The organism is Streptomyces flavusporus (assembly GCF_046267975.1).
GTDB classification, from domain to species: Bacteria; Actinomycetota; Actinomycetes; order Streptomycetales; family Streptomycetaceae; genus Streptomyces; species Streptomyces flavusporus.
In genome coordinates, this window is sequence record NZ_CP176503.1 from 2759318 (window position 1) to 2781120 (window position 21803).

A 21803-nucleotide genomic window follows, 5' to 3' on the forward strand; every position below is an offset into this window, starting at 1 on the left:
CGCGCAGGTCAGCCGCATTGTCAGTGGCCGGGTGCAGGATGGACCCATGGCGAGCTCCGGGCACCGAGCCCTCGACGGCTTCTCCCCCGCGACCCGCGGTTGGTTCACGGGGGCCTTTTCCGCGCCCACCGCGGCCCAGGCGGGCGCGTGGCAGGCCATCCGTGAGGGATCGGACGTACTGGTGGTCGCCCCCACGGGTTCCGGCAAGACTCTGGCCGCCTTCCTCGCGGCCCTGGACCAGCTCACCTCGACCCCCCACCCGGCCGACCCCAGAAAGCGCTGCCGCGTCCTGTACGTCTCCCCGCTCAAGGCCCTCGCCGTGGACGTGCAGCGCAACCTGCGCAGCCCTCTGACCGGCATCCGCCAGGAGTCCGTGCGCCTCGGCCTGCCGGAGCCGGACGTGAAGGTCGGCATCCGCTCCGGCGACACCTCGGCCGCCGAGCGCCGCGCCCTGTCCACCCGACCACCGGACATCCTGATCACCACCCCCGAGTCCCTGTTCCTGATGTTGACGTCGGCCACGCGCGACGCGCTGTCCGGCGTCGAAACGGTGATCCTCGACGAGGTACACGCGGTCGCCGGCACCAAGCGCGGCGCGCACCTCGCTCTCTCCCTGGAGCGCCTGGACGAACTCCTGCCGAAGCCGGCCCGCCGTATCGGCCTCTCCGCGACGGTCCGCCCGGTCGACGAGGTCGCCCGCTTCCTCTCCCCCCGCCGCAAGGTGGAGATCGTTCAGCCGGAGTCCGGCAAGGAGTTCGACCTCTCGGTCGTGGTCCCCGTCGAGGACCTGGGCGAACTGGGCGGCTCCCCGGTGGCCGACGGCTCCGAGGGCGCCGAGCGCCCGTCCATCTGGCCGCATGTCGAGGAGCGCATCACCGACCTCGTCCAGGCCCACCGCTCCACCATCGTCTTCGCCAACTCCCGCCGCCTCGCGGAGCGCCTGTGCAACCGGCTCAACGAGATCGCGTACGAGCGGGCCACCGGCGAGCCCCTGGACGAGCACCACGCCCCCGCCGCACTCATGGGCGGCTCGGGTGCCGCCCAGGGCGCCCCGCCCGTCATCGCCCGCGCACACCACGGCTCGGTGTCGAAGGAGCAGCGGGCCCTTGTCGAGGAGGACCTCAAGGCGGGCCGTCTCCCCGCCGTGGTCGCCACCTCCAGCCTCGAACTCGGCATCGACATGGGCGCGGTGGACCTCGTGGTCCAGGTCGAGTCTCCGCCGTCCGTGGCCTCCGGCCTCCAGCGCGTCGGTCGCGCGGGCCACCAGGTCGGTGCGGTCTCCACCGGCGTGGTCTTCCCCAAGTACCGCGGCGACCTGGTGCAGGCGGCCGTGGTCACCGAGCGGATGCGCACCGGCGCGATCGAGTCCCTGAAGGTCCCGGCCAACCCCCTGGACGTCCTGGCCCAGCAGCTCGTCGCCATGACGGCGATGGACACCTGGCAGGTCAACGACCTGCTCGCCGTGGTCCGCCGGGCCGCCCCCTTCGCGTCGCTCCCGGAGTCGGCGTTCACCGGGGTCCTCGACATGCTCGCCGGGCGCTACCCGTCGGACGCGTTCGCGGAACTGCGCCCGCGCGTGGTGTGGGACCGCATCGCCGGCACGATCACCGGCCGCCCCGGAGCCCAGCGCCTCGCCGTCACCTCGGGGGGCACGATTCCGGACCGTGGCCTGTTCGGGGTCTTCCTCGCCGGTGCCGATCCCAAGAAGGGCGGCGGCCGGGTCGGCGAGCTCGACGAGGAGATGGTCTACGAGTCCCGGGTCGGGGACGTCTTCACGCTCGGCACCAGCTCCTGGCGCATCGAGGACATCACCCGCGACCGGGTCCTGGTCTCCCCCGCTCCCGGCGTCCCGGGGCGGCTCCCGTTCTGGAAGGGCGACCAGTTGGGCCGCCCACTGGAACTGGGCCGTGCGGTGGGCGCGTTCCTGCGCGAGGTCGGCTCACTCACCAAGGAGGACGCCCGGCTGCGCCTGCTCGCAGCCGGCCTGGACGCCTGGGCGGCGGACAACGTCCTGTCCTACCTGGACGAACAGCGCGAGGCCTGCGGCCACGTCCCCGATGACCGCACCATCGTCGTCGAACGCTTCCGCGACGAGCTCGGCGACTGGCGGGTCGTCGTGCACTCCCCCTTCGGCGCCCAGGTGCACGCCCCCTGGGCGCTCGCCCTCGGCGCCAAGCTCTCCGAGCGGTACGGCATGGACGCACAGGTCATGCACGCCGACGACGGCATCGTGCTGCGCCTGCCGGACGCCGACCTCATGGGCCTGGACCTGCTCGACCGGGAACCGATGAAAGTGGGCACGGAATACGACGCCGAGCAGGCGCCGGTCGGCGCGGCGGACGTGGTCTTCGACAAGGGCGAGGTCGACCAGATCGTCACCGACCAGGTGGGCGGCTCGGCCCTGTTCGCGTCGCGTTTCCGCGAGTGCGCCGCCCGCGCGCTGCTGCTGCCGCGCCGCAACCCGGGCAAGCGCACCCCCCTGTGGCAGCAGCGCCAGCGCGCCTCCCAACTGCTTCAGGTGGCCGGTGAGTTCGGCTCGTTCCCGATCATCCTGGAGGCGGTGCGCGAATGCCTCCAGGACGTCTTCGACGTCCCCGGGCTCGTCGAGCTGATGGGCGATCTCGAGTCCCGCAAGGTCCGCCTGGTCGAGGTCACCACTCCGGAGCCGTCCCCCTTCGCGCGCTCCCTCCTCTTCGGGTACGTCGCCCAGTTCCTGTACGAGGGGGACTCGCCGCTCGCCGAGCGCCGGGCCGCCGCCCTGTCGCTCGACTCGCGTCTGCTCGCCGAGCTGCTCGGCCAGGCGGAGCTGCGCGAGCTGCTGGACGCGGAGGTGCTGACCGAGCTGGAGCGGGAGCTGCAGTGGCTCACCGAGGACAGGCGCGTCAAGGACGCCGAGGGCGTCGCCGATGTGCTGCGGCTGCTCGGCCCGCTCACGGACGCCGAGCTGGCCGAGCGAGGCGCCGAACCGCAGTGGGCGAAGGAGCTGGCGGGCGCCCGCCGGGCGATCCGGGTCCGTATCGCCGGGGCGGACCACTGGGCGGCGATCGAGGACGCGGGCCGCCTGCGCGACGCACTGGGCACGGCACTGCCGGTCGGGGTCCCGGAAGCCTTCACCGAACCGGTGAAGGACCCCCTCGGCGATCTCCTCGCGCGCTACGCCCGCACCCACGGCCCGTTCACGTCCACGACGGCCGCGGCCCGCTTCGGCCTGGGCGTGGCCGTCACCGAGGGCGCCCTGCAGCGGCTGGCGGCGTCGGGGCGGGTCGTACAGGGAGAGTTCCACCCCGCCGGCATCGGCCAGGAGTGGTGCGACGCAGCCGTACTGCGCCGGCTGCGTCGCCGTTCCCTGGCCGCGCTGCGGCACGAGCTGGAGCCGGTCCCGCCGGCCGCGCTCGCGCAGTTCCTGCCGCAGTGGCAGCACATCGGCAGGGGCCATGCGCTGCGCGGCGTCGACGGACTGGTGCGCGCCATCGAGCAGTTGCAGGGCGCATCGGTGCCCGCCTCCGCCCTGGAGAAGCTCGTCCTGCCGTCCCGCGTCGCGAACTACACCCCCGCGATGCTCGACGAACTCACCGCCGCCGGCGAGGTGGTGTGGGCCGGAGCCGGCGCGCTTCCCGGCAAGGACGGCTGGGTGTCCCTGTACGTGGCGGACGCGGCCCCGCTCCTCCTGCCGCCCCCGCACCCGCTGGAGCTGACTGCCCTTCACCAGTCCGTCCTGGACTCCCTCTCCGGCGGCTACGGTCTGTTCTTCCGCCAGATCGCCGACCAGGTCCGTGCCACCACCCACCCCGAGGCCACGGACCCCCAACTGGCCGACGCCGTCTGGGACCTGGCCTGGTCCGGCCGGCTGACCAACGACACCCTCGCGCCCCTGCGCTCCCTGCTCGGCTCCGGCCGCACCGCGGGTTCCACGGCACACCGCGCCAAACGCACGGTGCCGCGGGGCCGCTACGGCTCCCTGACCGCGGCCGCCCGCCCCGCCTCCCGCAGCGGCCCGCCGACCGTCGCCGGCCGCTGGTCCCTGCTCCCGGCCCACGAACCCGACCTCACCGTGCGCGCCCACGCCCTGGCCCGCACACTCCTCGACCGGCACGGTGTCGTGACCCGGGGAGCGGTCGCCGCGGAGGGCGTCGAGGGCGGGTTCTCGGCGACGTACCGCATTCTGTCCGTCTTCGAGGAGAGCGGTCAGGCACGGCGCGGCTACGTCGTCGAGGGGCTCGGGGCCGCACAGTTCGCGATGGACGGCGCCGTGGACCGCCTGCGGGCCGTGGCCAATGCCCGCGACCGGGGCGACGGGCTGCCCGACCCGCAGTTCGGGACCGGCGCCCCCGAGGGCGTCACCGACGGCTACTTCACCGCCGCCGACGCCCTCGGCCCGTTCGACGACCATGCCTACCAGGCCGACCCGGTGTACGACCCCCTGGACGCCGACTCCCCGCTCCCCCATCCCTCACCGGGCGACTATGTCTCACCCCGGGATTTGCCCACATCCGGCGCCCCCTCCTGGCAGAACGGCGGCCGCACAACCCCCGGCTCCCCCGCCCGCCGCAACCGCCCGTCCGCCGCCTCCCGTGCCGTCGTCCTCGCCGCCGCAGACCCGGCGAACGCCTACGGCGCCGCTCTCCCCTGGCCGGAGCCCCCGACAGGCGCCGGGCACAAGCCGGGCCGCAAGGCGGGCTCCCTCGTCGTCCTCGTCGACGGCGAGCCGGCCCTCTACATGGAACGCGGCGGCAAGACCCTGCTGGCCTGGCCCACCGCCCCGGACCTCACACCCGCCGACGACCCACGCCTCGGCACGGCCGCCGAGGCCCTCGCCGCAGCCGCCGGCGCCGGCTCCCTCGGCACGGTCACGGTGGAACGCATCAACGGCACCCCTGCCCTGACGTCCCCGATAGGCACCCTGCTGGAAACAGCAGGCTTCGTCGCAACACCGAGAGGCCTACGCCTACGGGCGTGAACCACGTCCCACAACGCGACCCCGCACACGCCCCTCTCCCCCGTGCCACCCTGAATCCATGCCCGAAGGAGACACGGTCTGGCAGGCCGCGAGGCGGTTGCACGGCGCCCTCGCGGGCAAGGTGCTGACCCGCTCCGACCTGCGCGTGCCGAAATATGCGACGGCCGACCTCACCGGCCGTACCGTGCTGGACGTCACCCCGCGCGGCAAGCACATCCTGGCCCGTATCGAAGGCGGCCTGACCCTGCACTCGCACCTGCGGATGAACGGCTCCTGGAAGGTGTACGCGAGCGGCCGGCGCTGGACCGGCGGCCCGGCACACCAGATCCGCGCGATCCTGGGCACTGCCGACCGCACGGCCGTCGGCTACCGCCTCCCCGTCCTCGAACTCCTCCGTACCGCCGACGAGGACCGCGCTGTCGGCCATCTCGGCCCCGACCTGCTGGGCCCGGACTGGGACCCGGACCGTGCGCTGGCCAACCTCCTCGCAGACCCCGCCCGCCCCCTGGGCGAAGCCCTCCTGGACCAGCGCAACCTCGCCGGCATCGGGAACGTGTACAAGAGCGAGCTCTGCTTCCTGCACGGCGCCACCCCCTGGCTCCCGGTCGGCGACCTCCCCGCCGACCGCACAGCCAAGCTCCCGGCCCTCGCCAGGAAACTCCTGGAGGCCAACCGCGACCGCCCGGTCCGCACCACGACGGGCCGCCGCGGCCAGGACCTGTTCGTCTACGGCCGCGCACCCCGCCCCTGCCTGCGCTGCCACACACCCGTCCGCGTCGCCGACCAGGGCGACGGCTCCCGCGAGCGCCCCACCTACTGGTGCCCGACCTGCCAGACAGGCCCGGCCCCGACGTCCGGCACCCCGCGTACGAGACGGAACCCGGCACCGTACTAATTGACGGGCCGTCAGAAATGCTCGTACCGTCCCAGCATGGCCGTGAAGGCGTACGACCTCACCGGACGCACCGCATTCGTCACCGGCGCCGCCGGCGGCATCGGCCGCGCCTCGGCGGTCCTGCTCGCCCGGGCCGGCGCCACCGTGCACTGCGCGGACCGCGACGCGCAGGGCCTGCACGAGACGGCGACCCGGATCAAGGACCACGGCGGCACCGCCCGCACCCACCACCTCGACGTCACCGACCGCACCCAGATGAGACAGGCCGTCGAGTCCTGTGAGCGGCTGGACGTGCTGGCCGCGATCGCCGGGATCATGCACAGCAGCCCGGTCCTGGAGACCCGGGACGAGGACCTCGACCGGGTGCTGAACGTCAACTTCAAGGGCGTGCTGTACGCCTGCCAGGAGTCGGCCCGCCTGATGCTCGACCGGAACATCAGGGGCAGCATCATCACGATGGCGTCCGGCGCCGTCGACACCGGCGGCCCCGGCCTGCTGTGCTACGGCGCAGCCAAGGCGGCCGTCGTACAGCTGACGAAGACGCTGGCGACGGAGCTGGGCCGGTCCGGCATCCGTGTGAACGCGGTCGCGCCGGGCTGGATCCGCACTCCCATGACCGACCGCCACGACGACGCGGCCCAGGCGCGCACCGAGGCGGTGATGGCGCGGATGTCGCCGCTGGGCCGGGTCGGCGAACCGGAGGACGTCGCCCATGCGGTCCTCCACCTGGCCTCCGACGCATCGGCCTTCACCACGGGCCAGATCCTGCGTCCGAACGGGGGTGTGGCGATGCCCTGGTAGCGCTGGTCCGCAAGGCGTTCCGCCACCGCGCCACCCCGAGCGCCCCGGCCGCCCGCGCCCTGGGCGCACAGTGCACCGGCAACAGGCTCAACCCCCACCCCCCGGCCGCGACCGTCCCCTCCAGCGCCCCCGCGTCCGGCGCCACCGCAAGCCGCAGCACGGCCCACCACCACACCGCCCCGAGCCCCAGAACCGCCCCCCAGCGCACTGTCCGCGCCGCCATGGCCCCGTCACCTCCAGCTCGACGCCGGCAAGCCCGTCCTCACGTCCGGAACGACTCGCGTGCCACTCGCACCGGACGGGCTGAGCTGCGGGCAGCCGGCGGTTCACCGGGCAGGCGCATCCCCGGTCAACCGTTCTCGGCCTGGAACATCCAGTAGTGCTTCTCGAGATCCGCCGTGATCCCGATGAAGATGTCCTGCGACACCGGATCCGCCTCCGCGGTCACGGCCACCCGCTCCCGCATCCGTCCGATCAGCGCCCCGAGGGCCTCGACGAGCATCCCCACGGCGTCCCCGTCCTGGATCCAGCCGCCGTTCAGCGCCCCGATGCCGCTGCCGACGGCAACCGTCGAGGCGCGCCCGTCGGGCGAGACGCCCAGGGCCGAGGCCCGTTCGGCAACGGTGTCGGAGTGGGTTCGCGCGGTGTCGACGACTTCGTCGAGCTGAAGGTGCACGGACCGGAAGCGCGGCCCCACGACGTTCCAGTGGATCTGCTTGGCCACCAGGGCGAGGTCCACCAGATCGACGAGTGCGCCCTGCAGCGCCTCGGAGACGGTCATCAGATGTGCATCGGACAGGGGGCTCTTGACGACGTACATCGCACCTCCGTTGGCTCGCCCGGCATGTCCTTCCACGATGAACGCGGCACCCGGGACCGGCAAACGCACCCGAACGGGAACCAAAGCGAACCCGAGGCAAGACCCCGCACATGCGAAAACCCCGACGGCACTCCCCAGGGGATCTCCCCGGGAAGCCCCGGCCGGGGCATCACACGATTCCTACGGCGTGGGCGTCAGCCCACGCGTCCAACGCGCGCGTACGTCACGCCGCGACCACATCGACCGTCTCGGAGGGCGCCTTGATGGTCACCCGTTCCGGCGGCACACCGGTCACCGACACGGAACCCAGCATCGGACGAACCGCCGTGGGTACGGGCTCGCTGGGTGTGGCCGCAGCAGACTGGGCCAGCTCGGCGAGGGCGAGCTCGTCGCTCACTTCCCGCATGAGCTCGGACATCCGTACGTCCAGCGCGTCGCAGATGGCGGAGAGCAGCTCGGAGGAAGCCTCCTTCTGCCCCCGCTCCACCTCGGAGAGATAGCCGAGTGAGACTCGGGCGGACGAGGAGACTTCGCGCAGAGTACGGCCCTGGCGCTGGCGCTGCCGACGCAGCACGTCACCCAGCAGGCGACGGAGCAGAATCATCGGTGGCTCCCTCCTCGGACCGCGTAGCCGCATCCTTCACGCCCCACCGTACCGCCTTGCGCTGCGGCCGTGCGGGGAGCGATGTCGTGTTCACTCAGGGCTGCAAACATCAAAACCCCCCGTTCCGTTCCGTATCCTGTGCCCGCTCATTCCCGGTCTGTTCGCCCGCAAGCTCCCTCAGAAGCAGTGCGAGTACGCTCCGTACACTCTCCATACGAATTTCCGTGCGGTCGCCGTTCAACCTCAGGGGCTCCACTTTTCCGCCACCGGCGGAACCGGAACCCGGTCCGAAGGGCCCGTCCAGGGCCAGGAAAACCGTCCCGACGGGCTGCCCGTCCTGTGGTTCCGGACCGGCGACACCGGTGGTCGCGATGCCCCAGTCGGCACCCAGCGCCTTCCGCACGCCGATCGCCATCTGGACCGCGACCTGCGGATCCACCGCTCCACGCTGAGCCAGCAGAGTGGCGTCGACGCCCAGCAGCTCGTGCTTGAGCGCAGTCGCGTACGCCGTCACCGAGCCCCGGAACGCCTTGGACGCCCCTGGAACCGCCGTCAGCTCCGCCGACACCAGGCCGCCCGTCAGCGACTCGGCGACGGCGACCGTCTCGCCCCTCACCGTGAGTAGTCGCACCACTTCCGCGGCCGGGAAACTCACGTTTCCGTCTCCTCCAACGCAGCCTTGCGCTCGGCCATTCCCTGCCTGCGCAGCACAATGGCCTGTCTCACATAGTCAAGCCCGGTCACCACGGTCAGGACGACCGCCGCCGCCATCACCCAGAACCTCAGGGTGGCCAGCCACCCCGTCAGCGCCAGCACGTACATCCCCACGGCCACGCCCTGCGTGAGCGTCTTCAGCTTGCCGCCGCGGCTGGCCGGGATGACGCCGTACCGAATGACCCAGAAACGCAGCAGTGTGATCCCGAGTTCCCGCCCGAGGATCACGATCGTCACCCACCACGGCAGATCGCCCAGCGCCGACAGACAGATCAGCGCCGCGCCCATGATCGCCTTGTCGGCGATGGGGTCGGCGATCTTCCCGAAGTCGGTGACGAGGTTGTAGGTGCGCGCCAGATGGCCGTCGAACAGATCGGTGATCATGGCGATGGCGAAGGCCGCCCAGGCGAGCGAACGCCACGCGGGGTCGTAGCCGCCGTCGGCCAGCATCAGCGCGACGAAACCCGGCACCAGGAGCAGCCGGAGCATGGTCAGGAGGTTGGCGATGTTCCAGACGCTGGCCTGGTCGACGGCCGCGGCGGCGATCTTCCCGCCACGCGCCGACTTCACGCCGTCCTGCGCGCCGGAAGCGCCCGATCCGGTGGAACCCGCGGCTGCCCCCTTCCCCTTCGAGGCCCCGCGCGCGGCGGTCCCTCTCGAGGAGGCCGCGGCACCGTTCGCCTTGGCGGAGCCACCTGCGGCGGACGCTGGTACTCCGGTCATCTGCCCGCCTCCTCACTGCCCGGGAGACCGCCGGCGCGACCGCCGACGAACGCGCCCGGCAACGGCTCGGCCACCAGGTCGACACCTTCCGTACCGACCACCTTCGCCTCGACCATACGACCGATGCGCAGGCCCTCGCCGCTCGTCAGCAGCACCTGGCCGTCCGTCTCAGGCGCCTGGTGCGCCGCACGGCCGTATGTGCCGTCCTCGGTGTCCACCGACTCCACGAGCACGCGCACGGTCTGACCGACGCGCTCCTCGGCCCGCTGCGAGACGAGTTCCTCGGCCAGTCGCGAGATGCGGGCGAGGCGCTCGGCGACGACGTCCTCGTCGAGCTTGTTGTCGTACGTGGCCGCCTCCGTGCCCTCCTCGTCGGAGTAGCCGAAGACGCCGATGGCGTCCAGCCGTGCGCCGTTCAGGAACCGCTCCAGCTCGGCCAGGTCGGCCTCGCTCTCGCCGGGGAAGCCCACGATGAAGTTGGAGCGCACACCGGCCTCGGGCGCCTTGCTGCGGATGGTGTCGAGCAGCTCGAGGAACCGGTCGGTGTCACCGAAGCGGCGCATCGCGCGCAGCACGTCGGGCGCGGAATGCTGGAAGGACAGGTCGAAGTACGGCGCGACCTTCGGCGTCGAAGTCAGGACGTCGATCAGCCCGGGGCGCATCTCGGCCGGCTGGAGGTAGCTCACGCGCACCCGCTCGATGCCGTCGACCTCCGCCAGCTCCGGCAGCAGCGACTCCAGCAGCCGGATGTCGCCCAGGTCCTTGCCGTACGAGGTGTTGTTCTCGGAGACCAGCATGATCTCCTTGACGCCCTGCTCGGCCAGCCACCGCGTCTCGTTCAGCACGTCGCTCGGGCGGCGCGAGATGAAGGAGCCGCGGAAGGAGGGGATGGCGCAGAAGGAGCAGCGCCGGTCGCAGCCCGAGGCCAGCTTCACGGAGGCGACGGGGGCGCCGTCCAGCCGGCGCCGCAGGGGCGCCCGTGGCCCGGAGGCCGGAGCGACACCCTCGGGAAGGTCCACCGGAGCGTGCCCCGGCAGTGCGACGGATGCCGCCGAATCCTGCCGCTCCGCCGGGCTGATCGGCAGCAGCTTGCGCCGGTCGCGCGGGGTGTGCGCGGCGTGAATGCCGCCGTTCAGGATCGTCTGCAGCCGGTCGGAGATGTCCGCGTAGTCGTCGAAGCCCAGCACGCCGTCGGCCTCGGGGAGCGCCTCGGCGAGCTCCTTGCCGTACCGCTCGGCCATGCAGCCCACCGCCACGACGGCCTGGGTTCTTCCGTGTCCCTTGAGGTCGTTGGCCTCCAGCAGGGCGTCGACGGAGTCCTTCTTGGCGGCGTCGACGAAGCCGCAGGTGTTGACGACGGCGACGTCGGCGTCCCCGGCTTCCTCGACGAGCTCCCAGCCGTCCGCCTCCAAACGGCCTGCGAGCTCCTCCGAGTCCACCTCGTTACGGGCGCAGCCAAGGGTGACGAGTGCGACGGTACGGCGTTCAGGCATGGGCTCAAGACTACTTCGTCCCGCTGACACCCCATGTCGACCACCCCACGACGACGGGGTTGGCCGATCATGGCCAACCCCGTAGCGACGACACGCCTCTCAGATGCCTATCCGACCTGCGGGTCGCCCTTCGTGTAGGTGAGCCGCTCCACGGAGCCCGGCTGGAAGTCGCTCTCGATCTTCTTGCCGTTCACATAAAGCTGGATCGCGCCGGCGTCGCCGAGCACGAGGTTGATCTTGGAGCTGTCCTGGAAGGTCTTGGATTCGCCCTGCTTGAGGAGTCCGTCGAAGAGCAGCCGGCCGTTGTGGTCCTTGGCGGAGATCCAGCTGCGGCCGCCGACGGCGCTCACCTGGACGGTGACCTTGTCCTGGGGCGCGGCCGCGATGGCGCTCTCCGTCGGGTCGGGCTTCGGTTCGGTCGGCTTGCTGTTGCCGTTGGAGGGCGAGGCCGTCTTGGTCGACGAGGGCTTGGATCCCTCGGCGACCGGCGTCTCGGAGCCGGTGCCAGTGTCGCCGCCCTTGACCACGGTGAACCCGACGAAGCCGATCACGACCACGATCGCGGCGACCATGGCCGCGGTCCAGTTGGGCCCCCGCCGCTCCGGGCGGATGCGCTCGGCCTCGAAGAGGGGTGCCGCCGGTGTCGGCGCCGGCCGCCCGCCGTGCTGGGCGTCGTACTGGGCGAGGAGTGGGGCCGGGTCCAGGTGGACGAACCTGGCCAGGGTCCTGATGTGCCCGCGGGCGTAGACGTCGCCACCGCAGAGCGCGAAGTCGTCCGATTCGATGGCGTGCACGACGGCGATGCGGACTCGGGTGGCGGTACTGACGTCGTCGACGGTCAGCCCGGCGGCCATGCGCGCCTGCTGCAGGGCGCGGCCGATGGAGGGGCGGGCTTCCTCGGATACGTCTTCGAACGGACGCTCGTCTTCAGGGGAGTTGCCGATGGACACGGGGGCGCCTTTCGAGCGTGTAGCCACCTGTGCTGGAGGTTCAGTCTAGGGGGGGTACGAAAGGGTGGGGCAACCGGGCGACGGGACTTTGTACGCCATCCGAATGGCCGGACATCCTGATGACGGGTCGAGTGTTGACTGATGGTGGGGCAGGTGCTTTGCGGTTCCCTCAACTTGACGTACGCCGGGGGGAAACGGTTGCTCAATGATCGCTTACGGGTGAGTCACGATCGAACAACACACCGCACGACGGCCGTAGGACACCCGTCTCCCTACGCTTCAGACTCCCCACGGATCAATGCGAGCACGCCATCCAGGTCATCGGGTTTCACAAGAACATCACGCGCCTTGGAGCCCTCGCTCGGCCCGACGATGTTCCGCGATTCCATGAGGTCCATCAGCCGCCCGGCCTTGGCGAAGCCCACGCGCAGCTTGCGCTGGAGCATGGAGGTCGAGCCGAACTGCGTGGAGACCACCAGCTCGGCCGCCTGGCACAGCAGGTCCAGGTCGTCGCCGATGTCCTCGTCGATCTCCTTCTTCTGCTTGCTGCCGACGGTGACGTCGTCCCGGAAGACCGGCGTCATCTGGTCCTTGCAGTGCTGGACGACGGCCGCGACCTCCTCCTCGGTCACGAACGCGCCCTGCATACGCACCGGCTTGTTCGCGCCCATCGGCAGGAACAGTCCGTCGCCCTTGCCGATCAGCTTCTCGGCGCCCGGCTGGTCGAGGATGACCCGCGAGTCCGCCAGTGAGGAGGTGGCGAACGCCAGCCGCGACGGCACGTTCGCCTTGATCAGACCGGTGACCACATCCACCGACGGCCGCTGCGTGGCGAGCACCAGGTGGATGCCGGCCGCGCGCGCGAGCTGCGTGATGCGCACGATGGCGTCCTCCACGTCGCGCGGCGCCACCATCATCAGGTCGGCGAGCTCGTCGACGATCACCAGGAGGTACGGGTACGGCTGGAGTTCCCGCTCACTGCCCTCCGGCGCCGTCGCCTTGCCGTTCCGTACGGCCTCGTTGAAGTCGTCGATGTGCCGGTAGCCGTACGCCGCCAGGTCGTCGTACCGCAGGTCCATTTCCCGTACGACCCACTGGAGCGCCTCCGCGGCCCGCTTCGGGTTGGTGATGATCGGCGTGATCAGGTGCGGGATGCCCTCGTACGCGGTGAGCTCGACGCGCTTGGGGTCGACCAGGACCATGCGGACGTCCTCGGGGGTCGCGCGCATCATGACCGACGTGATCAGGCAGTTGATGCACGAGGATTTACCGGAACCGGTAGCTCCGGCGACGAGGACGTGCGGCATCTTCGCGATGTTCGCCATCACGTAGCCGCCCTCGACGTCCTTGCCGAGCGCGACCAGCATCGGGTGGTCGTCCTCGGCGGCCGCCGCCAGCCGCAGCACGTCGCCGAGGTTGACCATCTCGCGGTCGGTGTTCGGGATCTCGATGCCGACCGCGGACTTGCCGGGGATCGGGCTGATGATCCGCACGTCGGGGCTGGCGACGGCGTACGCGATGTTCTTGGTGAGCGCGGTGATCCGCTCGACCTTCACGGCGGGGCCGAGTTCGACCTCGTAGCGCGTGACCGTCGGCCCGCGCGTGAAGCCGGTGACGGCAGCGTCGACCTTGAACTCGGAGAAGACGTTGGTGAGCGAGGCCACCACGGCGTCGTTGGCGGCGCTGCGCGCCTTTCCGGGGCCCCCGCGCGTGAGGAGGTCGAGGGACGGCAGGGAGTACGTGATGTCGCCGGACAGCTGGAGCTGCTCGGCGCGCGGCGGGAGGTCGCGGGTCTCGTGGGGCGGCGCCTTGGTGAGGTCGGGGACCTCGCCCTTCAGCTTCTCCTGCTGGGGGCGCGCGGCCGGGACCGGCGTCGGAGTCGGTGTGGTCTCCGCGCGGTCGCCGACGCTCACACCCTGGGTGAGGTCGGCGACGACCGGCGAGGGCGGCATGCCGTGCAGCACGGCACCGTCGAGCGCGGCAGCGGCGGCCGCAGCGACGTCCACGGCGTCCATCTGCCGGTCCGTCTCGGGCTGCGGCACAGCGGAGCGCCTCGGACGGCCGCGACGCCGGGAGAGCGCCTCCTGCTCCGCGCCTTCGGGGTCGTACGACTGCGGGGCCGGCCCGCGCCTGCGGGGGCGGGCGGGCAGCGCCTCGCGCCACTGGTCGTCGTACCGCTCGTCGTCGTCGGTGAACTCCTCGTCCGCCGGGTCGCGGACGAGGCCGAGCTTCGTGCCGAGCAGCCGCAGCCGCTGCGGGACGGCGTTGACCGGGGTGGCCGTGACGACCAGCAGACCGAAGACCGTCAGGAGTACGAGCAGCGGTACCGCGAGCATCTCGCTCATGGTGTACGTCAGCGGAGTCGCCGCGCCCCACCCGATGAGGCCGCCGGCGTCCCGTATGGCCTGCATGCCGTCGCTGCGGGCGGGAGAGCCGCAGGCGATGTGGACCTGGCCGAGCACGCCGATGACGAGCGCGGACAGGCCGATGACGATGCGGCCGTTGGCCTCGGGCTGCTCGGGGTGCCGGATGAAACGCACCGCGATGACCGCGAGGAGGATCGGTACGAGCAGGTCCAGCCGGCCGAAGGCGCCGGTGACGAGTATCTCGACGAGGTCGCCGACCGGGCCACGCAGGTTGGACCAGGTGCCCGCAGCGACGATCAGCGCCAGGCCGAGGAGCAGCAGGGCGATGCCGTCCTTGCGGTGGGCCGGGTCGAGGTTCTTGGCACCCTGTCCGATGCCGCGGAAGACGGCGCCGACGGCATGCGCGACGCCGAGCCAGATCGCGCGGACGAGCCGGTAGACGCCTCCGGTCGGACTGGGTGCCGGCTTGGGCGCGGGCTTCTTCGCCGCGGCCTTCTTGGCGGGAGCCTTCTTCGCCGGGGCCTTCTTCGCAGCGGCCTTCTTCGCCGGAGCCTTCGCGGAACCGGCAGCCTTCTTCGCGGGCTGCTTCTTGGCTGCGGAGGGACGTGAGGCCATAGGTGTGAGATTACCGGTGGAGACGACAGCGGACACGCGTGCCCACTGCTTCACCCGTTCGTGTCGCCCTTGCAGAGGCGTGAAACTGACGCGAGTTCACGTAGGAGTGACGCATTCATGAACGCCGCGCCGCCGACCGCGGCGCGGGCACCAGGCAACTGGCCCCGCGCAGACGTCAGTTCTGCGACGGCACCGACGCCGCGCCGCCCGCACCCGGCTCCAGCGCGTCCAACGCTCGCCGCAACCCCGTGAGCTTGCGCTCCAGATGGGCCGCCGTCGCCACCGCCGCCGCGTCCGCCGAATCGTCGTCGAGTTGCTTGGACAGCGCCTCGGCCTGCTCCTCCACGGCCGCGAGCCGCGCCGACAGCTCCGCGAGCAGACCGGCCGGCTCCTTGCCGCCGCCGATCGCGCCCTTGCCGCCGCCCTCCAACTGGAGCCGCAGCAGCGCCGCCTGCTCCCGCAGCTGGCAGTTCTTCATGTACAGCTCGACGAACACCGAGACCTTCGCCCGCAGCACCCACGGGTCGAAGGGCTTGGAGATGTAGTCGACCGCGCCCGCCGCGTAGCCACGGAACGTGTGGTGCGGACCGTGGTTGATCGCGGTGAGGAAGATGATCGGGATGTCCCGCGTCCGCTCACGCCGCTTGATGTGGGCGGCGGTTTCGAAACCGTCCATTCCCGGCATCTGGACGTCCAGCAGAATGACCGCGAAGTCGTCCGTGAGCAGTGCTTTGAGCGCTTCCTCCCCGGACGATGCCCGCACCAGCGTCTGATCGAGCGCAGAGAGGATCGCCTCCAGCGCCAGCAGATTCTCCGGCCGGTCATCGACCAGGAGGATCTTGGCCTTCTGCACCATGGCCCGCCCTCCTCGCCCCGGCAGTGCACCGGGCGCCGCCCCGTGGGACGACTCCGTTACGCCGCCCATCCTCGTGCCGGTCATCGTAGCCGTACCCCGCCTGTCGCCACACCCTGTCACCGTGATGTCACTGTGCACGTAGCAGAAACGTAGGGGGAGACCAGAAGGTTCCCCGAATCCCGTACTTGTACACGACTACCAACACCCTGAGTCAGCAACTCGAGGTGAACATCCACCGTTCATTCCTCCTGCATCCACTGCTCCATCACCGTGAGCAGATGATCGGGATCGACCGGCTTCGTGACGTAGTCGGAGGCGCCCGACTCGATCGCCTTCTCCCGGTCGCCCTTCATCGCCTTGGCCGTCAGCGCGATGATCGGCAGCCCTGCGAACTGCGGCATCCGACGGATCGCCGTGGTCGTCGCATACCCGTCCATCTCCGGCATCATGATGTCCATCAGGACGACCGCCACGTCGTCGTGCTGCTCCAGGACCTCGATGCCCTCCCGGCCGTTCTCGGCGTACAGCACCGACAGCCCGTGCTGCTCCAGGACGCTGGTGAGGGCGAAGACGTTACGGATGTCGTCGTCGACGATCAGCACCTTCTCGCCGCCGAACCGGATCCCGCCGCGCGCCTGCGCGTCCACGTCCTCCGCGCCGGCCGGCCACTGCGCCTGCGGCAGGGCCCGCTGTTCAGCGACAGGCGTGGTCCTGCGGCGCCGCCGGAACAGGGCGGCCGCACCGTTCTGCGTCTCCCGGTACGACTTCACCTCGGCCGGCGTCTCGACGACCGCCTCGGACAACTCCGGCCAGCCCTCGCCGAGCTCGCCGACCCCCGGGGGAAGCGCGGGCTGCTGGTAGCCGTGCGGCGGCAGCTCGCTCGGGTGCAGGGGCAGATACAGCGTGAACGTCGAACCGCGGCCCGGCTCGCTCTGCGCATGGATCTCACCGCCGAGCAGCTGAGCGATCTCCCGCGAGATCGACAGCCCGAGCCCGGTACCGCCGTACTTGCGGCTGGTCGTGCCGTCCGCCTGCTTGAACGCCTCGAAGATCACCCGCATCTTGCTCGCCGCGATGCCGATGCCGGTGTCGGTCACCGAGAACGCGATCAGCTCCGCGTCCGGATCGGTCAGTGAACCGGCCTCCAGCAACTGCTCCCGGATCTTCTGCGGCACGTCGTCGCGCGCCGGACGGATCACGAGCTCGACCGAGCCGGAGTCGGTGAACTTCACCGCGTTGGACAGCAGGTTGCGCAGCACCTGCAGCAGCCGCTGCTCGTCGGTGTGCAGCGTGGCGGGCAGCTCCGGCGACACCCGTACGGACAGATCCAGGCCCTTCTCCGCGGTCAGCGGCCGGAACGTGGCCTCCACGTAGTCGACGAGCTGGACGAGCGCGATCCGCGTCGGAGAGACGTCCATCTTGCCCGCCTCGACCTTCGACAGGTCGAGGATGTCGTTGATCAGCTGGAGCAGGTCGGAGCCCGCCCCGTGGATCGTCTCGGCGAACTCGACCTGCTTCGGGGTGAGGTTGCCGTCCGCGTTGTCGGCGAGCAGCTTGGCCAGGATCAGCAGCGAGTTCAGGGGCGTACGCAGCTCGTGCGACATGTTGGCGAGGAACTCGCTCTTGTAGCGCATGGAGACCGCGAGCTGCTCGGCGCGCTCCTCCAGGACCTGCCGCGCCTCCTCGATCTCGGTGTTCTTCACCTCGATGTCGCGGTTCTGCCGGGCGAGCAGCTCGGCCTTCTCCTCCAGCTCGGCGTTGGACGCCTGGAGGGCCTTCTGCCGGTTCTCCAACTCGGCGGACCGCTCACGCAGTTGCTCGGTCAGCTCCTGCGACTGCTTCAGCAGCACCTCCGTCTTGGTGTTGACGGAGATCGTGTTGACGCTGGTCGCGATCATCTCGGCGATCTGGTTGAGGAAGTCCTTCTGGATCTGCGTGAACGGTGTGAACGACGCCAGTTCGATGACGCCGAGCACCTTGTCCTCGAACAGCACCGGCAGCACGATCACCTGCGCGGGCGGCGCCTCGCCGAGCCCGGAGGAGATCTTCAGATAGCCACTGGGGGCGTTCTCGACAAGGATCGTGCGCTTCTCCTGCGCGGCCGTGCCGACCAGCGCCTCCCCCGGCCGGAACGACGTCGGCATGGATCCCATCGAGTAGCCGTACGAGCCCAGCATGCGCAGTTCGAACTGGTCGTCCTTGCCGGCACCGTCGCCGAGCGGCATCGCGACGAAGAACGCGCCGTGCTGAGCGGAGACCACCGGCGTCAGCTCGCTCATGATCAGTGAGGCCACGTCCTCCAGATCACGGCGGCCCTGCATCAGCGCGGAGATACGGGCGAGGTTGCCCTTGAGCCAGTCCTGCTCCTTGTTGGCGATCGTGGTGTCGCGCAGGTTGGCGATCATCTTGTTGATGTAGTCCTGAAGTTCCTGGATCTCGCCGGAGGCGTCCACATCGATCTTCAGGTTCAGGTCGCCACGGGTCACCGCGGTCGCCACGCGCGCGATGGCACGCACCTGCCGGGTCAGGTTCCCGGCCATCTCGTTCACGGACTCGGTGAGGTCACGCCAGGTGCCGTCGACATCACGCACGCGTGCCTGGCCGCCCAGCTGGCCCTCCGTACCCACCTCACGGGCGACGCGGGTGACCTCCTCGGCGAACGAGGACAGCTGGTCGACCATCGTGTTGATGGTCGTCTTCAGCTCGAGGATCTCACCGCGCGCGTCGATGTCGATCTTCTTCGTGAGGTCACCCTTGGCGATGGCCGTGGTGACCATGGCGATGTTGCGCACCTGCCCGGTCAGGTTGGACGCCATCTGGTTCACGGACTCGGTGAGGTCCTTCCAGGTGCCCGCCACGCCCGGCACGTGCGCCTGCCCGCCCAGGATGCCGTCCGTACCCACCTCGCGGGCCACCTTGGTGACCTGGTCGGCGAACGAGCTCAGGGTCTTCACCATGGTGTTGAAGGTGTCGGCGAGCTGAGCGACCTCACCACGCGCCTCGATCGTCACCGTCCGCGTCAGGTCACCGTTGGCGACGGCCGCCGCGACCTGGGAGATGTTCCTCACCTGAACGGTGAGGTTCTTGGCCATCAGGTTGACGTTGTCGCTGAGGTCCTTCCAGATGCCCGTGACACCCGGCACATGAGCCTGGCCGCCCAGGATGCCCTCGGTGCCCACCTCGCGGGCCACCCGGGTCACCTGGTCGGCGAAGGACGACAGCTGGTCCACCATCGTGTTGACGGTGGTGACGAGCTCGAGGATCTCGCCCTTGGCGTCGACGGTGATCTTCTTCGACAGGTCACCCTTGGCGACCGCGGTCGTGACGTCGGCGATGCTGCGCACCTGCACGGTGAGGTTGTTCGCCATGAAGTTCACGGACTGGGTGAGGTCCTTCCAGGTGCCGGACACGCCCTGCACCTCGGCCTGACCGCCCAACTTCCCCTCGGTGCCCACCTCGCGGGCGACGCGGGTGACCTCCTCGGCGAAGGACGACAGCTGGTCCACCATCGTGTTGAGGGTGTTCTTCAGCTCCAGAATCTCGCCACGCGCGTCCACGGTGATCTTCTGCGACAGATCACCCCGCGCCACAGCAGTCGCGACCTGGGCGATCTGCCGCATCTGCGCGGTCAGGTTGCCGGCCATGCCGTTCACGGAGTCCGTCAGGTCCCGCCACACACCGGCCACGCCGGGCACCTGCGCCTGACCGCCGAGCCGGCCCTCCGTACCCACCTCACGGGCCACCCGCGTCACCTGGTCGGCGAAGGACGACAGCTGGTCCACCATCGTGTTGACGGTGTTCTTCAGCTCCAGAATCTCCCCGCGCACATCCATGGTGATCTTCTGCGACAGATCACCCCGCGCCACAGCAGTCGTCACCTGGGCGATCTGCCGCACCTGGGCGGTCAGGTTGCCGGTGATGGAGTTGACGGCGTCGGTGAGCTCCTTCCACGTACCGGAGACGCCCTCCACGCGCGCCTGCCCGCCGAGCCGCCCCTCGGTGCCCACCTCCCGGGCCATGGTCGTGACCTGGTCGGCGAACGACGACAGCTGGTCCACCATCGTGTTCACGGTGTTCTTCAGCTGCAGCATCTCGCCGGAGACGTCCACGGTGACCTTCTGCGACAGATCACCGTTGGCCACCGCCGTCGTCACCTGGGCGATGTTCCTCACCTGTCCGGTGAGATTCCGGAACGCCGTGTTGACGGAGTCCGTCAGGTCCTTCCACGTCCCTGCCGCACCCGGCACCTGCGCCTGCCCGCCCAGCTCACCCTCGTCACCGATCTCCCGCGCCACCCGCGTGACCTCGGAACCGAAGGCCGACAGCTGGTCCACCATCCCGTTGACGGTGTTCTTCAGCTCCAGCATCTCGCCGGCCACGTCCACGGTGACCTTCTGCGACAGGTCACCGTTGGCCACCGCCGTCGTCACCGCGGCGATGTCCCGCACCTGAGTCGTCAGGTTCCGAAACACCGTGTTGACGGAGTCCGTCAGGTCCTTCCATGTTCCCGCCGCACCCGGCACGTTCGCCTGCCCGCCGAGCCGTCCCTCTGCACCGACCTCGTTGGCCACGCGCGTGACCTCGTCGGCGAAGATCCGCAGCGTCTCGGTCATCTGGTTGATCGTCTCGGCGAGCTGCGCGACCTCGCCCCGCGCCTGCACCGTCACCTTGCGCGACAGATCACCGCTGGCGACCGCGGTCGTCACCTCCGCGATACCGCGCACCTGGGCGGTGAGGTTCCCGGCCATCGTGTTGACGGAGTCGGTGAGCTCCTTCCACACACCGGCCACGCCGGGCACCTGCGCCTGACCGCCCAGCTCGCCCTCGGTCCCCACCTCTCGGGCGACCCGGGTCACCTCGGAGGAGAACGCGGAGAGCTGGTCCACCATCGTGTTGACGGTTTCCTTCAGCTCCAGCATCTCGCCGGCCACGTGAACCGTGACCTTCCGGGACAGATCACCCTTGGCGACCGCCGTCGTCACCAGCGCGATGTCCCGCACCTGAGCGGTCAGCCGGTATGCCATCGTGTTGACGGACTCCGTCAGGTCCTTCCACGAACCCGACATCCCGCGCACCTGGGCCTGCCCGCCCAGCTTTCCCTCGGTGCCCACCTCACTGGCCACCCGCGTGACCTCGTCGGTGAACGTCGACAGCTGGTCGACCAGGTTGTTGACCGTCCGCCCGACCTTGAGGAACTCCCCGCGCAGCGGGTGCCCGCTCCCGTCGGGCGCCTGCGTCCGCAACTCCATCCGGGGCAGCAGATCACCGTCCGCCACCGCGGACAGCACCCGGCTGACCTCGGACACCGGCCATACGAGATCGTCGACCAGGGCGTTCGAGGCGTCGATTGCGGCCGCCCAGGACCCCTCGCAGGCGCCCGTCTCCAGCCGCTCCGTGAGCTTGCCCTCCCGTCCCACCACGCGGCGCACGCGCGACAGCTCACCCGTCAGGTGCAGATTGCGGTCGGCCACCTCGTTGAACACGGCCGCGATCTCCGCCATCACGCCGTCCCCGGACACCGTGAGCCGCTTGCGGAAGTTTCCGTTCCGCATCGACACAAGAGCCGCGAGCAGCCGGTTCAGGGCAGCCGTGTCCACCTCAGTGGTCCCGTTCCGGTTGCTCGGGGACTGTCCGCCCTTCGCACGCGGCTTAGTGCCCCGCGTCGCTGCGCCAGACTCCACTGTGTCCCTCCCGCGGGGATCGACCGTTACTGCTGTGCTCGGGTACTGCTGCTCGGCGTACCGGTTACTACTGCGTATACCGGCCCGGCGGTACCGGGCCGGTATCACTACCAGGGGTACCGGCCGCACCTAGGGCTGCTGCCCGCCATACGCGGAACACACTCTCGGCCTGCCAGGACCTCCACCAGAAGCCTGCCCAGTGTTTCACCCCTGCCGAACCAGGCCATAACAGTTCGGCAGCTTCGCACATCGTCCGCACACCCTCCGGACGGAAACACTGCAGACCGGCACACGCATGGATGGCGAAGGTAAGTAACCTTGCATGCGG

Annotated in this window: 13 protein-coding genes; 3 read left to right on the plus strand and 10 right to left on the minus strand. The window is 70.3% G+C overall.

Translation table 11 applies throughout. The features are described 5' to 3' along the window. The first annotated feature begins 46 nt into the window (after positions 1-46). From ACKTSN_RS13155 to ACKTSN_RS13165, 3 genes are read left to right on the plus strand one after another with little or no spacing between them, the layout of a single operon-like run. Entirely contained in the window at positions 47-4957 is a 4911-nt protein-coding gene (locus ACKTSN_RS13155) for an ATP-dependent helicase (protein ID WP_409469297.1), read from the plus strand. A gap of 58 nt (positions 4958-5015) precedes the next feature. Then, positions 5016-5852 carry an Fpg/Nei family DNA glycosylase gene (locus tag ACKTSN_RS13160; RefSeq protein ID WP_409469298.1) on the plus strand — a complete coding sequence of 279 codons (837 nt, stop codon included), beginning with the start codon at positions 5016-5018 and terminating at the stop codon, positions 5850-5852. A gap of 36 nt (positions 5853-5888) precedes the next feature. After that, positions 5889-6653 carry an SDR family NAD(P)-dependent oxidoreductase gene (locus ACKTSN_RS13165; RefSeq protein WP_409469299.1) on the plus strand — a complete coding sequence of 255 codons (765 nt, stop codon included), beginning with the start codon at positions 5889-5891 and terminating at the stop codon, positions 6651-6653. Here the strand turns inward: ACKTSN_RS13165 and ACKTSN_RS13170 are convergent. The 10 genes from ACKTSN_RS13170 to ACKTSN_RS13215 all read right to left on the minus strand — a co-directional run bounded on the left by ACKTSN_RS13170 (position 6601) and on the right by ACKTSN_RS13215 (position 21475). Continuing rightward, the gene (locus ACKTSN_RS13170; RefSeq protein ID WP_409469300.1) at positions 6601-6876 is read right to left on the minus strand and encodes a hypothetical protein; all 276 of its coding nucleotides are present in this window, start codon (positions 6874-6876) and stop codon (positions 6601-6603) included. The genes ACKTSN_RS13165 and ACKTSN_RS13170 overlap by 53 nt on opposite strands. Before the next feature lie 126 nt (positions 6877-7002). Next, positions 7003-7473 carry a Dps family protein gene (locus ACKTSN_RS13175; protein WP_409469301.1) on the minus strand — a complete coding sequence of 157 codons (471 nt, stop codon included), beginning with the start codon at positions 7471-7473 and terminating at the stop codon, positions 7003-7005. A gap of 223 nt (positions 7474-7696) precedes the next feature. Beyond that, positions 7697-8077 (minus strand): helix-turn-helix domain-containing protein, encoded by a 381-nt coding sequence (locus tag ACKTSN_RS13180; protein ID WP_129801119.1) that lies wholly within the window; start codon positions 8075-8077, stop codon positions 7697-7699. Positions 8078-8186: 109 nt separating this feature from the next. Next, positions 8187-8732 (minus strand): CinA family protein, encoded by a 546-nt coding sequence (locus tag ACKTSN_RS13185; protein ID WP_409469302.1) that lies wholly within the window; start codon positions 8730-8732, stop codon positions 8187-8189. After that, on the minus strand, positions 8729-9514 hold the full coding sequence (pgsA, locus tag ACKTSN_RS13190; RefSeq protein WP_409469303.1) for a CDP-diacylglycerol--glycerol-3-phosphate 3-phosphatidyltransferase: 786 nt from the start codon (positions 9512-9514) through the stop codon (positions 8729-8731). The genes ACKTSN_RS13185 and pgsA overlap by 4 nt, the downstream gene beginning before the upstream one ends. Then, positions 9511-11007 carry a 30S ribosomal protein S12 methylthiotransferase RimO gene (rimO, locus tag ACKTSN_RS13195; protein WP_409469304.1) on the minus strand — a complete coding sequence of 499 codons (1497 nt, stop codon included), beginning with the start codon at positions 11005-11007 and terminating at the stop codon, positions 9511-9513. The genes pgsA and rimO overlap by 4 nt, the downstream gene beginning before the upstream one ends. Positions 11008-11114: 107 nt before the next feature. Beyond that, complete coding sequence (locus ACKTSN_RS13200) at positions 11115-11957, minus strand: helix-turn-helix domain-containing protein (RefSeq protein WP_409469305.1); 843 nt, start codon at positions 11955-11957, stop codon at positions 11115-11117. A gap of 272 nt (positions 11958-12229) precedes the next feature. Continuing rightward, a complete protein-coding gene (locus tag ACKTSN_RS13205) occupies positions 12230-14938 on the minus strand; it encodes a DNA translocase FtsK (protein ID WP_409469306.1) in 2709 nt (902 codons plus the stop codon). A gap of 175 nt (positions 14939-15113) precedes the next feature. Continuing rightward, complete coding sequence (locus tag ACKTSN_RS13210; protein ID WP_409469307.1) at positions 15114-15794, minus strand: response regulator; 681 nt, start codon at positions 15792-15794, stop codon at positions 15114-15116. Positions 15795-16033: 239 nt separating this feature from the next. Continuing rightward, the gene (locus ACKTSN_RS13215; protein ID WP_409469308.1) at positions 16034-21475 is read right to left on the minus strand and encodes a HAMP domain-containing protein; all 5442 of its coding nucleotides are present in this window, start codon (positions 21473-21475) and stop codon (positions 16034-16036) included. Positions 21476-21803 lie beyond the last annotated feature (328 nt).